The sequence below is a fragment of the Alkalibacterium subtropicum genome (assembly GCF_900112455.1).
Classification (GTDB): domain Bacteria; phylum Bacillota; class Bacilli; order Lactobacillales; family Carnobacteriaceae_A; genus Alkalibacterium; species Alkalibacterium subtropicum.
This window is the reverse complement of record NZ_FOLT01000002.1, coordinates 186581-201494: the sequence shown is the minus strand read 5'-3', so window position 1 is coordinate 201494 and position 14914 is coordinate 186581. Positions and strand designations below refer to the sequence as shown.

General features: G+C 39.0%; 15 protein-coding genes. 13 read left to right on the top strand and 2 right to left on the bottom strand.

Annotated elements, in window-relative coordinates; all coding sequences use genetic code 11:
- The first annotated feature begins 4 nt into the window (after positions 1-4).
- From BM049_RS02775 to BM049_RS02750, 6 genes are all read left to right on the top strand, one after another.
- Positions 5-553, top strand: coding sequence for a hypothetical protein (locus BM049_RS02775; RefSeq protein WP_091528500.1), 549 nt, complete (start codon positions 5-7; stop codon positions 551-553).
- 766 nt (positions 554-1319) lie between these two features.
- A complete protein-coding gene (locus tag BM049_RS02770) occupies positions 1320-1652 on the top strand; it encodes a hypothetical protein (protein WP_091488090.1) in 333 nt (110 codons plus the stop codon).
- Positions 1653-1667: 15 nt separating this feature from the next.
- Positions 1668-1850 (top strand): hypothetical protein, encoded by a 183-nt coding sequence (locus BM049_RS02765; RefSeq protein ID WP_091488091.1) that lies wholly within the window; start codon positions 1668-1670, stop codon positions 1848-1850.
- Between the two features lie 127 nt (positions 1851-1977).
- On the top strand, positions 1978-2820 hold the full coding sequence (locus BM049_RS02760) for a hypothetical protein (protein WP_091528499.1): 843 nt from the start codon (positions 1978-1980) through the stop codon (positions 2818-2820).
- Positions 2821-3008: 188 nt separating this feature from the next.
- Entirely contained in the window at positions 3009-3569 is a 561-nt protein-coding gene (locus tag BM049_RS02755; RefSeq protein WP_143079443.1) for a hypothetical protein, read from the top strand.
- Positions 3570-3960: 391 nt separating this feature from the next.
- Positions 3961-4194, top strand: a complete 234-nt coding sequence (locus BM049_RS02750) for a hypothetical protein (RefSeq protein WP_091528496.1) — start codon at positions 3961-3963, stop codon at positions 4192-4194.
- Positions 4195-4390: 196 nt separating this feature from the next.
- Here the strand turns inward: BM049_RS02750 and BM049_RS02745 are convergent, their stop codons facing one another.
- Entirely contained in the window at positions 4391-5857 is a 1467-nt protein-coding gene (locus BM049_RS02745) for a phospholipase D family protein (RefSeq protein WP_091528494.1), read from the bottom strand.
- A gap of 246 nt (positions 5858-6103) precedes the next feature.
- Here BM049_RS02745 and BM049_RS02740 point away from each other — a divergent pair, with 246 nt between their 5' ends.
- From BM049_RS02740 to BM049_RS02720, 5 genes are read left to right on the top strand one after another with little or no spacing between them, the layout of a single operon-like run.
- Positions 6104-7573, top strand: a complete 1470-nt coding sequence (locus BM049_RS02740; protein WP_091528493.1) for a DUF5050 domain-containing protein — start codon at positions 6104-6106, stop codon at positions 7571-7573.
- Between the two features lie 42 nt (positions 7574-7615).
- Positions 7616-7816 (top strand): hypothetical protein, encoded by a 201-nt coding sequence (locus BM049_RS02735; protein WP_091528491.1) that lies wholly within the window; start codon positions 7616-7618, stop codon positions 7814-7816.
- A 17-nt stretch (positions 7817-7833) separates the two neighbouring features.
- Positions 7834-8352 carry a hypothetical protein gene (locus tag BM049_RS02730; RefSeq protein WP_091528490.1) on the top strand — a complete coding sequence of 173 codons (519 nt, stop codon included), beginning with the start codon at positions 7834-7836 and terminating at the stop codon, positions 8350-8352.
- A gap of 15 nt (positions 8353-8367) precedes the next feature.
- Positions 8368-9066, top strand: coding sequence for a hypothetical protein (locus BM049_RS02725; protein WP_091528488.1), 699 nt, complete (start codon positions 8368-8370; stop codon positions 9064-9066).
- A 28-nt stretch (positions 9067-9094) separates the two neighbouring features.
- Positions 9095-9463: a PH domain-containing protein gene (locus BM049_RS02720; protein ID WP_091528487.1), complete on the top strand. Its 369-nt coding sequence runs from the start codon at positions 9095-9097 to the stop codon at positions 9461-9463.
- 46 nt (positions 9464-9509) lie between these two features.
- Here BM049_RS02720 and BM049_RS02715 read toward each other — a convergent pair whose 3' ends face one another.
- Positions 9510-9926, bottom strand: a complete 417-nt coding sequence (locus BM049_RS02715) for a very short patch repair endonuclease (protein WP_091528485.1) — start codon at positions 9924-9926, stop codon at positions 9510-9512.
- Positions 9927-10149: 223 nt separating this feature from the next.
- Between BM049_RS02715 and BM049_RS02710 the strand changes: the two genes are divergently transcribed.
- Together BM049_RS02710 and BM049_RS02705 are read left to right on the top strand one after the other, a co-directional pair.
- Complete coding sequence (locus BM049_RS02710; protein WP_177188571.1) at positions 10150-12927, top strand: Z1 domain-containing protein; 2778 nt, start codon at positions 10150-10152, stop codon at positions 12925-12927.
- Positions 12928-12929: 2 nt separating this feature from the next.
- A complete protein-coding gene (locus tag BM049_RS02705; protein ID WP_091528482.1) occupies positions 12930-14912 on the top strand; it encodes a hypothetical protein in 1983 nt (660 codons plus the stop codon).
- The last annotated feature ends 2 nt before the right edge of the window (positions 14913-14914 follow it).

Below are 14914 nucleotides of genomic sequence, written 5' to 3'. Positions count from 1 at the left end.
CAATATGTTGAGAAAAAAATGGATTTTTTATTTACCTATATTACTAATCGTATATATTTCAGGGTGTTCTAACAGCAACACCAACACCAACCCATATACAGGAGATGCATTAAGGATAAGTATAATTGGAGATATTCCGGATGTTTCTGAAGATAATATTTCATTTTCAACTGTAACGTTTGATGATTTAGCAGATGAAAATAATGCAATGAATGTACAGGGAGATGCATTATTCATAATGCCGGAAAACTTAGTCGAAGCATCTGATGACAAGTATGTTAATGCTTATGAAAAATTAGGAATCCCCGTCTTTTTTATCGGTACAACAAAAGCCCACAGTCCTTTTGTATTTAAAGGTCCTACTTATCAGAACGTGGCAGACGTTTATCCAAAGAGTTATGCAGCCGGGTATTTGTATCATTCAGTGAATGATTATGGCGAACACTGGATATTTGAGGGTGGAGAAGAAGGAGAAGAGCTAACTGAAAATGAGATAAAGAATATATACAGTGATATTTTTAGAACAATCAGCAATATAAATGTAAATTACTAATATAGAAAAGATTATGTGTTTCATCAACCAACAGGAAAAGGAAACTGGATCTTATAAACTGGGGATAGAATAAGCCCGCTATCTTAGGATCCAGTTATTCATTTAAAAAAGTCACTATGTCTAATAATTGGGCCCTTTGTAGCACTCAAAGGGGAAGTTTTTTTCGAGTCTAATGAGAGGATGCGATGAGGTAGTGGATTGGTAGTCGTCCGTCTATATTAGATATTCACCAAGGAAAACCGCAGGAAATTGAGAAAATCATAAAGATACTAAGCTATCTGGAATTTATAGGAGAAACAAAATAAATAAAGGGTTTGAAGAAAGATGTGGAGCAGTATGCAGGTATTTTGTTGTGAACATATTCAATAAAAGGAATATATACGTATACAAATTGAATATCAGTGATAGAATAGAATATACAGTTTTGACGCAAAGCGTTACATTCTATTCTTTTTTTGTTTATCGATGGTATACTCGAGGTGTATTGGCTAATACCTTGAGAGGAGTGAGAGAATGATACCATACGGCTGGGAAATCGCACCAGAACTATTGTCCTTTGTGATCGGCGCAAGTCCAATCTTTTTTAGAGTTTTACTGAAATTTTGATTTAATTTTGTTTTAAGCTAGTGGGATTACCGACTCGCTTCGTCATGTAGGGAAAGCTCTAAATGCGTGGAGATATTATTATTTATGTCAATGGAAGTAAGAGAACAAGTCTTTTTTTTTGTCAAAAATCAAAATATAAAAAAATCGAGGGGGGACATATATGTTGTCTATAAAACAAAAAAACATTGTAACTGCAGGCTACTTTATTTTACTAGTTGCTTCTTTAGGTTTTTATTCTATTTATTTGAATGATAACAACGAAAGTTCTTCGCTTTTTCTATGGGTCGCTTTGATAGGCGCTGGTATATTAGGATGGAAAAACACAAAATTTCAGGGCAGAAAACAACTTGAACTTATCTGTCTAGAATTATTATGTATAGCAAATTTCCTAATCTTTTCCTTTTGGGACAATGAGTATGGTTTAAACTACTTCATTTCTGGAATCATCGGAGCAGTAATGGTTGTCTATATAAGACATAAAAAATTAAATTAAAGGGAGATAATAACTATGAAAATCAACAAAAGAAAAAATCGCAAGGCATTCTTGGGCATAGCAGCAGCTATAGCACTACCTACAAGTATTACCCCATCGATGTCAGTATTTGCAAGTACTGCAAGTACAAAAGAAATTACAAAACAAAATCAGCCATATACTTATGAAAAAACAAGGAAAGCAGGTATTTCCCAATGATCGACTCACTCAATAGAATCAGAAATTTTCGCCAGATTCTATGAACTGTTTTTGAAAAAGAGCTTGTAATTAAGTAGTCTAAAGTTAGTTGATAATAAGATACTAAATTATAAAGTGGGGGGATACGATGTTAAAAATTGTAGGTGGAATAGTAATAGCTACTTTTTCTCTGGCTGCCTGTGAGAATGCAGATACAGCTCAGTATGCCGAAGAAGTTGAAGAGGCAAGCGAAGAGTTATCTGAAGTGGATAACGGGCGGTTCAGCGTAACGACCAGTGTTGAGAGAGATGAAGGTGCGGTAGAGACTGAGACAGAAGGTGTATTCGTGATGACGGACGAAGGGATGGACTGGCAGTCGTCCGTGGTCATGGAAGGACCTGACAGTGACGTCTCAACGAAAACAGAGCTTTCGTCTGTGGATTCAACTACATATGAACGTTTCGGTAGAGTCGATGAGGAAGGCAGATATATCGACCAGGATGGAGAAGTGGTCAATGATGCTGAATGGGTAAAAGCCGAGAAAGACTTTGGCTCTCCTCTGGAACCTTTGCTGGACATAGACCTCGATGAGTCGATGATCGATGACATAACGAAAGAAGAACGAGATGCTACGGTGGTTTACACTGTAAATTACTCAGAGGCATTCTTGGAGCAACAGAAAGAAGAAAACCTGTCAGAGTTAGAAGATGAAGTGGAACGTTTACAGGATCTAAACGCTATCGAACAGATCATTCAGTCAGTCGAACACAATATCGCTTATCAGGAAGGCCTTTCTTATGAAGGGATCGTTCTGGAATCAGTCGTCGATAATGAGGGCGTGCTGGTCCAGTACACGCTGGAAACGGAAGTGCAAGAGTCTGTCGCCATCCAGCCAGACAGTGAGCCCGGAAGAATGACAACGACGAATAAAATAGTGATAAATGATTATGACGATCCAGGAATTGAAGTCATGCTTGACGAGATGGAGTGAATCCGCGTTAGACTCGATTAACAATTTATAGTGCCAAATATATAGAGATAAGTGTATTAATAAAGTAAATAATATAGTGGGGTTAAAACTTAGGGGTGTTTTGATGAAGAAAAATAAGGGGAGAATGGTTTTCCTTTTAGTATAATGTCTCAATGATTCTAGTTAGTACCGCCCAAGTGAGAGTTAATATGAGTACGCCTAATGAGTACTCCATTAGCATTGCTCAAACGGAAATTATCCTGAGCACGTCGAATGAACGCCTTATTGGCATTGCTCAAACAGAATTTAACTTGAGCACGTCGAATGAACGCCTCATTAGCATTGCTCAAGCGGGAATTAACCTGAGCACGTCGAATGAACGTCTCATGGGCATTGCTCAAACGGAGATTAACCTGAGTACGTCCAATGAACGTTCTATTGGCATTGCTCAAACGGAAATTAACCTGAGTACGTCCAATGAACGTTCTATTGGCATTGCTCAACCGGAAATTAACCTGAGCACGTCCAATGAACGCCTCATTAGCATTGCTCAATTGGTAATTAACTTGAGCACGTCGAATAAATGCTTCATTGGCATTGCTCAAACGGAAATTAACCTGAGTACGTCCAATGAACGTTCTATTGGCATTGCTCAAACGAAAAATATTCTGAGCGCGTCCAATGAACACCTCATTAGCATCACTCAAAGAGGAGTTGCCGTCAGTGCGCCTAATGAAAGTCGTCTGAGTGTCGCTCAAGTGTACTTTTAACACAAAATACCTCTTGCAGATATCCGTTGATGCAATGCTCTTACTATGTGCACCTATTAGAATGACTCGTCACATTTCATAATGAACGTCGAATAAGAAAATGGTCGGATTACACTACCGTTTTACCACTTCTCAGATTAGGTGGTATACAATAATAGCATCTGACTCATGTTTCAGGGATCTCGGATTATTAAAGGTTTATTAAGAGGATGTTTTCACAAAACTATTTAACAGAAAAGATAAGATAATTCATTATAATTTTGGCAAATATATTATAAAGAGGCGCAAAAGTATGTTGAGTACGGACTATATACTAATAATACTGATTATCTACGCTACAATGATACGGAAGAGTCGAAAATGAATGACTTGAGAAGGGGGGAGAAATATAGTGGAAAGAAGCAATAACAAAGAACTGCAGCTCATCGCAAAAGTCATCACGCTCATTATGTTGTCATATATCGTTCCGGTATTTGGCATTGTCTTTTCGATTTATATATTAACAAGTTCTGATATCATCAGATATGCAACCTGGGTCAAGGCGTTAGCCACGATATCTCTGATCCTTCAGCTGCTGGTTATTTTAGGCATGGTCATCGGCTGGCTGGCGTGGCTATTCAGTTGAGGCTAAAATTATGCAAAGACACACTAATCGAAATGTAGTGTGTCTTAGCTTAATTTAGTCACTTTACCGGCAAACATTAACCAATAGATTATACAAAAAAGTTACGAATACAGTAATCGAATTCGGAACTTTTTTATATTAGATTGTGTAAACATGTCACTTCATTCTTTGATGAAACTGGAGAAATTTTGTTTACCTAAAACGTGGACAAGCCCGTAAATTCCTGGATATGATAGAGCCAATCTTTCCAGGCCGTTGCTTCTGCGTGCTCGGCGTAGTCGACGGTATAGGTGCCGCCCTCGTTGTTCCAGATCCGGTCAAAGTACTGCAGCATGTCCTCGATTTCTGGCTGATCTTTTGTTCCTGTGATCTTCACATTCGTTTCAAGGTTATAGTCATCCAGGTTCCGGCGGGTGAAATTGGTCGAACCGCCGATCATCGTGACGTCTGTCTCTGTTTCATGCATGTAAAACTTCGAATGGAACTGTTCGCCGTGTGACTTATACCATCTAACAGCGATGGCACTGTCACCTTTAGTCAGTTCGTCTGCCACAGGCCGGTTGGGGATGCCGATTTTTTTATTACCGAAGGCATCCTGATTGATATCGAGAACCATCTGGATCGAAACACCTCGTCTGTCCGCTTCGATCAGGGCATAAATGATGTCTCTGTCCGAAAGATAAAACATCCCGATCTTGATTGCGTCATTTTCATCTGCATGACTGATCGATTCTAAAAGTGAGTCTTTTATTTTCTTTTCTGTCAAAAGCTGTACATTATACACACCACCTGATTCACTACCTAAATCCCGGACCTCAAAGGAATCAAACAATTCAGTGTCGAAACCGGACAGTTCAGCCACCGCTCTTTCTGAAGCCAGCAGGTCCTTTAAGATGTCGCCTTTTAAAACATAGGCAATATTGGAATGATAGGCGCTGGCATCATGCGGGTTGGCGGAAGTGATTAGGCCTTCCCGTTCAGTCATCAGTGTTTTCCGGTGGTTCGCTTTAAAATGAAGCAGTTTCGTATACGAAGGCACGGCGACCTCTGGCCCCTGCGGACGAAGAATATTTGGGAGATAGCTTGATCCGGAACGGTCAAACCAGTCCAGATACGTGCGTGAAAAGCCGGAATACACAGGATTGGAATCTCTCAGTGGATCTAAGTCAGTAAACACCATGCTGATCCCTGCGTCCGTCATCTGTGCGATGTGCTCGGGCATGTATGTACCGTAAAAGGTGTTGATGGGATCGGTGATAAAGACGATGTCCACATCGGGTGCCGTCTGTTTCTTTTCGATCAGGGCGTCGGACAGTTCCGTCGATAGCTGAGGAAAGTCCAGATCCGGGTCGGTATGGTCATAGTCGTCGTTGAAGAGGAACATATCCAGAACGATAAAGTCTTCTGCCTCGTCGATCATGCGATACACTCGGTCAAAAATCTGCTGTTCATGCACGACGTCACCCGCTTCATTCTGATAAGTCAGGTCATACAGGAACTCTAAGTCACTCGTTTTATGTGATTTCCCTTCTGTGGAAAGGCCTTCCGGAACCGGCTTGAAATAATGAAAGAGCGAGACCAGCATTGGAACTAAAAAGAGCAAAATCAAAAGTACGCTGACTACTGTTTTCTTTTTATAAGGACCCGATTGTTTGATAGGCATAATGCACCTGCTTTCTTTTATGAAGAATAAATTCATTTGATTATTATTCACAAGTTTACCACGAACGGAAAAGGAAGTCTTAAATGTTTAAGATTATGACACAAAGTATTATGCCATGCTATTGGGAAAAATGCATAAAATATAGGTTTATTTTAAAAAGCGCTGTCAAAAGACAGGGCATTTTTGATAAACTGAGAGTAACAGAAAATACATAAAATAAGAGACTGATCATTTGGAGGAGAACTGATGAAAGAAGTGAAGAACTGGCTGAATATAGCTGTAAGAGGAACGGTCCTGATTTATCTGCCGCTGGCCCTGCTGTTTTACTGGAGTTACCAAAGCGTTTTTAGCATGGGGCCCGGGATCCACTGGATATTTATTGTTCTCTATCTCCTGGCGTTTCTCCGTTGGCTGATCGCCAAGTACAGGCATCAGTCTATCGAGGAAGAAGTCCAGAGCTTTGAGGGTCTGGACAGACTGATCGAACAGGGACGGTTTGAAGTTATTGATAAAAGGCAAACGGAAATGACGGTCAGACCGACGTTCGATACGCCGTTCAATCTCATCCTTAACGACAAGATCTCCCTTTATTACGCAAACAATAACCTGAGAATCGAAGGACCAAAGCATTACATCACGATTCTCGCCAAGAATATCCGGGGGGAAGAGAGCCTCTGGACCAGAAAAAGCATGTCGTCACTCAAGTTTATCTATATGGCGTTTATCGTTCTTCTGCCGGTCTTGATGGACTCCAACCTGGTATGGAGCATGAATGTTCTGCGTCATAATAGCTTCTCAAATGTGAGTGAAGAAGTCGAAGCCGTTTCGGAAACAGTCAGCGGCAACGCACTGGAAAACACGGTGAATGGTGGCTATGCTGTAGAAACTGACGAGTATATCTTCTATGTTGAAGACCATATGGATCTTGTCAGGACAGACAAGCAGTTTGAAAATGCCGAGTACCTCATACAGCGTGAGGGAGGTCATGGGATCAGAAACCTGAATGTCGTCGGTGAATGGCTTTACTTTACAAAAGGCGAAACGATCGAACGAATGAAACTAGACGGAAGTGAACATACGACCCTCTTTTCCTTGAGTTTCCCGTCAGAAATGCAAATTTACGGGAATGGGATCTACTTCTCGACCTGGCAGGATGACAACAGCATCTACCGTATGGATTTAAATGGACAGAATCTCGAGCAGCTGATCGACATCAGAGCATACAGCTTTTCGATTCATGACGATCGACTTCTGGTCAGTCATGAAAAGCAGGGGCAGGCGGTAGTAGAGAGCTTTGATCTCAACGGGGAAGACCCGGAAATCGTCCTGGATTCCTATGCAGAAAACCTGATGGTCTGGGACGGGTATTACTATTATCTAGGGGATGAGTCTCTGCTCTACCGAAGTGAGATCGGGGAAGACAGTGACCCGGAACTGCTGGTGGATACGCATGTGTCTGCCTATATGCCGACGGACCAGGGTATAGTGTTCGCCTTATCTTCATTAAGTGAAGGGTATTCGGGAGAGGGCATCTACATGATGAGTACTGATGGTGGAGACGAGGAACTTCTATCCGCCTCCAGCAGCGTTGAAGGCCTGGCGAAAGTGGGGGATGCCGTGCTTTTCACTGCAGCAGAAAGCTACGGTGAACATACTCTGAAACGAATCGATCTGGAAAGCGGAAGAACCGATGTGCTGGAATCAGCGAAACAATGATCATGAGGACCAGGATGAAAAATTCGGAAAGGTGGATGTGACATGAAATTCGGCATGCGTAAGCCAAGCATCAAAAAGTCTTTCAAAGCACGGACCACAGGCAGAGCCAAGCGGGCGGTAAAGAAAAAAGTGATCCCGGGTTACGGCAAGAAAGGCATGGGTTGGCTGAAGGATCCTAAAAAAGCTGCCTATAACAAAGTCTATAAGAAGACATCCTTTTCTTTCTGGGATCTATTCAAATAAAGGAATGGGGAAAACAGATGATGAATGAACTGAAGTGTCCATACTGCGGGAATGAGACAGTTGAAGTGAATAAACAAGGAACAGACAAATACAGGTGTGAGACCTGCGGCAAGACGTTTGGTTTGAAATCGAATGAAGTCGTTAAAGATTGTCACACGTTTTACTTTACCTATGGCGGCTTTCACGGTGGATTCAAGACCATCCTTATCGAAGAACGATACGGGTTTGCGGACATGACCCTGACACCACCGATAGGTATTAGTATAGACGGCGAAATGAAACTGCGCATCACCCTGAACGAATGGCAGGCCATCAAAGATGAGCTGTTCAACGAACTGTTCATCCTTTCATGGGATGAAGAATACACTGACCCAGATATCATGGACGGGACCCAGTGGGATCTTAAAATCAAATTCGACAATAGAAAGAAATTTGAAACCGGAGGATCCAATGACTTTCCGGAACGGTTTGATGAACTGCTTGAGTATCGGGATCCATATTTTGAACAAGTTGGTGCAGAAGAAAACAGGAACTGAGGAGACGGATCGTTTATGAAAAAAAGAGTGATGATTAGTAGTTTTCTTATACTATTGATTGCAGCAGTCGCATTCGGTTATCTACAGTATAGAGAAAATAATCAATACGAGAGTTATCTATCCGAAGTCTTGGTCAATGACGTGGCCTTTTTATCGCGGGATATTATGATGGCAGATCTCATGCTAGACAATGTAGCATCAGAAGAAACAGTAACGGCAGAGGAACTTGCAGCTATAAAGGAGAATTATCTGGGGATACATGAACATGGCAATGCGGTTGTGAGACTGGCGGACATGTGGCTGGATAGTGTCGACAATGCAGACTTGAGTTATCAAAATAATCCTTTTCCGACTTATATGTCATATAATTTTGTTAGATATATCGAAGAGCTGGAGCCGGAGAACGCATCAGAAGACAGCGCCATCTCATTGACTGAAGAAGAAATTGAAAACATCGAACTGATGAAATCAGTCAATGACATTTGGGTCAAGGCAGTGACTGATAATCTTGAAGGGACGACTCTTCCTACTTCAGATGCTGCTAGAGAAGAACTACAGAATGAACCGCGCAGTATCCGAATGAGACTGGTCACGGATAAGTACTGGGATACATATGTTGGATCGATGGTGAACGACGAAGATTGGGTCGATATGGTAGAACAGATGCAGCGGGAAACAGAAGATTATGAAACGGAAGTTGAAAATATCTTTTAATGAGTAAATTTAGTAGGAGGACATAATAATGAACGAATTACAGACAATACAGGCGTGGACCTTTGTATCAGAATGTGATATTCCGAAGGATGTCGACAGTATGCTGGTTCGGGGTGAAGAGGCCGTTGCCGCATACAAAACGATCAGAGATTCAGCGGTGTTCACGAACAAACGTATCATCATTAGAGATGCGCAGGGGTTGACAGGGAAGAAAGTGGAAATTTATTCGATCCCTTATTCTTCAATCAACATGTGGTCAACGGAAAATGCCGGCAAGATGCTGGACTTCAATGCCGAAGTCGAGCTGTGGACACGCGCCGGACATCTTAAAATCAACCTGAAAAAAGGTATGGATATTCGGAAGTTTGATCACCTGATTGCTTCAGCGGTCTTATAATATACAATAAGGGGATGCTTATTACAAAGCATCCCCTTATTGTATATTATGAAAATTTAATCTCAGAATAAAGGTTTTCCAAAAAAGTGATCCTATTCTTACTGTTTATCTGACACTCCCATATCACTAATACTTTCCATCCTTCACTTTCTAATGTCTGATAATTTGAATTATCTCTCATTTGATTTTTTTCAAACTTATTTAACCAGTATTCAGTATTTGTTTTAGGTGTTGTCCCATACTTGCAACTATGATGATGCCAAAAGCAACCGTTGACAAACACAACTGTTTTATATTTTGGAAATACCATATCTGGTTTTCCGGGTAAGTTTTTAGCATGAAGGCGATAACGCAGCCCTCGGCTGAAAAGGTATTTCCTCACTTGAATCTCGGGTTTAGTGTTTTTAGAACGTATCTTTGACATATTTCTACTGCGCATAGATTTTGAAACGGTATCGGTCATTTTATATCACCTCATGCACAAATATTACCAGAGTTATTGTAATATATAAACTATTCAGTTATTTCTTAAAGAATACTTAAGTTGCTATCAGTACAAATTAAAGCTAGCATCATTTAAGTTATTTAAAGTTCACAATTGAAAGTTAATAACCCGTACAATTGTAGAGTAAAAATGTGTTAAAATAAAAACAATGACTATACGTTTACCAATAGGAGGACAAACCATGTCTGGCATTAAATATAATAAAACTAAACAACTTGTAGAGAGCATGTATGATAGTTATAGTGATTGGGAAAAAGTAAAAAATCTCTCCATGTTTGGTGGAGATACTGTTCAGGAAAAATTAAATAATTATATAGCTCCTTTTCATAATATGAAGAAGGATGAATTGACAGAGAAAGAATGGAAAGAAATAGTAGACGAGCTTAGCACAATTGAAGAAGAAATTGAAGTCACTAAGTTAGGAAGAAGAGTCAATAACTTTGCGGAGATCCCCTCTTCTAAATATTCTACTTGGAAAATGTATGAAAATAAATTAATCAGGCAAAACTGGTCCGAAAGATCTATAAATAATATCAGAAATTCCTCGTTCGAAATATTAAAGTCTTTATCTATGGATACTCGTGAGGACGGGCCGGTTAAAGGGCTGGTAATTGGTAATGTTCAGTCTGGAAAAACTGCTAATATGGCTGGCTTAATGGCAATGGCTGCAGACAACGGATTCAATTATTTCATAATTCTATCTGGGGTTATTGAAAAGCTAAGAGAACAGACTGCAGGTAGGCTTTATGATGATATGAATGTATCAGGTACAAGTCACCTACACTGGCACCAAATAGATAAACCCTCAATTAAATCTAATATACCTGAGCATGATATCTCTAAGTTGAGTCTAAGTAGCAGAAGTAAGGACAAGTATTTTACTGTAAGCTTAAAAAACAAAACTAGACTGAGGAACCTTTTTAAGTGGTTGACTTCAGATGAAAATAAAGCAGCACAAATGAAAATATTAGTGATAGATGACGAAGCAGATCAGGCAAGTGTAAATACTAAAGATATTGAAGAAGAAGAGAAAACAGCAATAAATGAACTTATAAACGACTTAGTACATTATGAAGGTTTTGCAGGGATGAATTATATCGCATATACGGCAACACCTTATGCCAATGTTTTAAATGAAGTAGGAGATGACACGCTGTATCCAAGAGACTTCATTACACTGCTAGAATCTTCTGAAGATTATATAGGACCTAAACAGATTTTTGGAATGGAGGAGCCAGAAACTATACCGTCTGTAGATATTGTGAGAGATATCTCCGATTACGAGAGAGACAGTGTCCGAAAGTATCAAAAAGACGGCATTTTTGAGGAATTTCCTCCATCACTAGAAGCTTCGTTGAAATGGTTTTTAATAAGTCTAGCTGCTCTAAGAACTATGGACTTCAGTAAGCCAGTGTCTATGCTGATACACACGAGTTTTAGAGTAGACCATCACCAATTGATAGCTGATAATATTGAAAAATTTCTCAAAAAAATAAAAGGGTCAGAAGAAATGATTAGGCAGATGAAAACACTGTACTTAGCCGAACAGAACAAGTATAAAAGATCTGATTTTTTAAGCGCAATGCCTTCATACTCTACTTCAGATTCTGTACCTGATTATCCTGAATGGAAAGAAGTTGAATATGAACTGAGATATATAATGGGATTGGATCAAAAAGAGTATATAAGTCATATTCCTATAGGAGAAGAGGGAGAACCCGCATTTCACGAGGGACTTCATCTAGTAATTGATAATAGTAGAGCCAAGGCAGATGATCAGATAATTAGACTAGTCTATCCGAATGAGCAGCAATTGCCTAATAAGGCTCCTGCCTTTATAGTCATAGGTGGTAATACCCTTTCTAGGGGATTGACTTTAGAAGGATTAGTATCAACATATTTTTTGAGGACTACCAACCAGGCTGATACCCTCATGCAAATGGGCCGCTGGTTTGGTTATAGAAAAAAATATGAATTGTTTCCTAGAGTTTGGCTAGACCGACTTGCATATGAGAGGTACGGCTTCTTATCGCAGATGAATGAAGAATTGAGAGAGGAAATAAAAACATATTCGACAAATGGACTTACACCATCTGATTTTGCTCCTAGGGTCAAAAATTCACCGAATTATCAACTGATTAGAATTACGTCCAATAATAAAATGCAGTCCGCCAGAGAAGTAGAGTTCAACTTTGCGGGTTATAATTCTCAAACAATATACTTTGATAAAAATATTGATACATTGAGAAGTAACATTGAGGAAACAAAAAAATTCTTAAACAGACTTCAGTCCCCCAAAGCAAGATCAACTAATTTAATATGGGAAGGTGTGTCAAATAGAAGTGTTAAGGATTTTCTGCAAAAATATGTAGTTTGCTCAATGGATAAAAAAATGTCGAATTTATCAGAGCTAATTGGATGGATAGAAAAAAATTCAGAAACACTAGCCGACTGGAGCGTTATCCTCAGCAGTACTGGTGAGCTTAATAAAGATGCTGGTGATAATGAGAAATGGAATATTCATGGGTATAATCCAGCACCTGTAAAGCGTACAAAATTAAAAAATAGAAGCACGGATGACATTGTTAGTATTGGAGCGCTAAGATCACCTAGAGATTTAATGGCTGATGTAGAAGTAAACAATGAAATAAATGAAGATGAGAAAAAAGCATACGGAACTTCTAAGCTACTGTCTATTAGAGAAAAATACGGATACGGAGATGTTCCTCAACTATTAATTTATAGAGTGGATAAAGGTAATCAGACCGAAGAATCATATAGAGAACATCATAAGGATAATCATGCAAATAGAGCTCCATTAAATTTTCCAGAAGATATAATCGGAATTAACATTTTGATACCTGGGAAAGCTAAGAAAGGAAACTTAGCCACATATATATCCGCAAGAGTTAATAGACTAGATGATGAAGTAAATGAAAATGAGTTTAGGGAGGATTAATATTGGAATTAAAAATAGCACCGAACGATGTGCAGAGTATGTCTCAGGATGGCGATTCTATTTTAAGATCCCTTCAGAACAAGAGCATGCCGATGATAGATTTGCTAGTAAGAGAGTCACTTCAGAACAGCTTAGATGCTACTAGGAAAAATGAAGAAAACACACTTGTCAATTTTTCTACAGGTTATTTTAAAACAGATAAGCTTAATCGTCATTTTGACGGTATTAGTGATACTTTAGCCAATAGATACAATCAGTACAGTTCTTATTTAGCCGTCAGAGATGCTAATACCACAGGATTAACGGGAGATTATAAATCTGAATCTCAAGCGGTACTAGATCAAAGTAATTTTCATAAGCTGGTTTTCGGAATCGGAAAAAATCAAGAGAAAGCTGGTTCTGGCGGAAGCTGGGGATTAGGTAAGACAAGTTATTTTAGAGTAGGAATAGGATTAGTTATTTACTACACAAGAGTTCTATCCGAAGGCGTATATGAAGAACGGCTTATTGCTTCTTTAATAGAAAGTCCTAAAGATACTGATCGATTACTCCCCGAAAGTGAGCGGGGAATAGCTTGGTGGGGGAAATATGAAACTGAGGGGAAAAAAATATTTCCACTAACGGATTCGAAAGTAATATCTGAAATTTTAGATATCTTTGATATTGATCAATATACTGACGATGAAACAGGTACCACGATCATCATACCGTACTTAAAAGAAGAGCATATTGATGATACTAGTGAGATATTGCCTTGGGACACAGATTATTCTGATTCTATTAAAATGGCAATAAAAAGATGGTATCATCCACGTCTTGCAAATGATTCATACTCTCAGGAAATTGGGAACTCAAAGCTTTTATGTACAGTTAATAATGAAATATTATTTCTAGAGGAACCAATTTTTCGCAAGTTTCAGCAGCTTTATAATGCAGCTTTAACAGGAACTTCTGAAGAAAGTCACATCTATGTTAAAGATATATTTCTTCCTAGAACCGGTATGGCAGACAATAAAATAAAAGTGGGATCCATCGCTTTTTGTGAAACTAGCAGAGATGAAATGGAAATGCAGCCTCCATACAATAGACCATCGCCTTTGGATTACCTTGGTCTTGCACAGTATAACAGCAGATTTGACTCTAAGGTTATTGCATATAGTAGAATGCCTGGAATGGTCGTGGAATACGACCTAAACGGTGAATGGAGTCCGTCAGGGAATATATTGTCAGAAGAAAGTATGCTGTTAGGCTTTTTTGTACCCAATTCATTTGGTAGTCTTCACCAAAGATACATTGAAATGGGTTACGACGATCTTGAGAGTTATTTGAGAGCAACAGAAAATGCCGATCATGCCGACTGGATAGATGAAGATGGAATCACTATAGTAAAACGTACAAAAGGATATACTGCAAAAGAGATTCAGGAACATTATCAGGTGTTAGATGGAGATTCATATAGCTCAGCTACTTCAGCTCTGTCTAGAAAATTTGGAAGTATATTAATGCCTCCTCGAAGCTTTGGAAGAAAGTCCAATAAAACTGATAAAAATAAAAAAAATGTCAAGAAGAAAAAATCAACAAGACGAACGTCCAATCTTAATATACTAAGTACAGATTTTATTAATACAGAATACGTTAAAGTGCGTTTCTCAGTTATACTTAAACCTGAATCTCAAAATCATATTTCACTGCTAGTTCTTACACAAGAAAAAAAGATGAGCAGTGAAATGTGGGATAAGTTTATGAATGATGTTATTCCATTTCCATTTAAGATAATTGATGAACCAGAATTGTCAAAGAACTCTCTAAGTGAAGATAACCTGAACATTGAAGTTTATAAAAATAATGATTTTAGCGTAGTCATTAATAATAATAATACGCAGGAAGTTGAGCTTACAGGGAGTGTATCAATTAAAGTATACTCTAATCAGTACATGCCTACCCTTACAGTTACTTCAAATAAATTAGCTAAGGAAGATATCTAAAC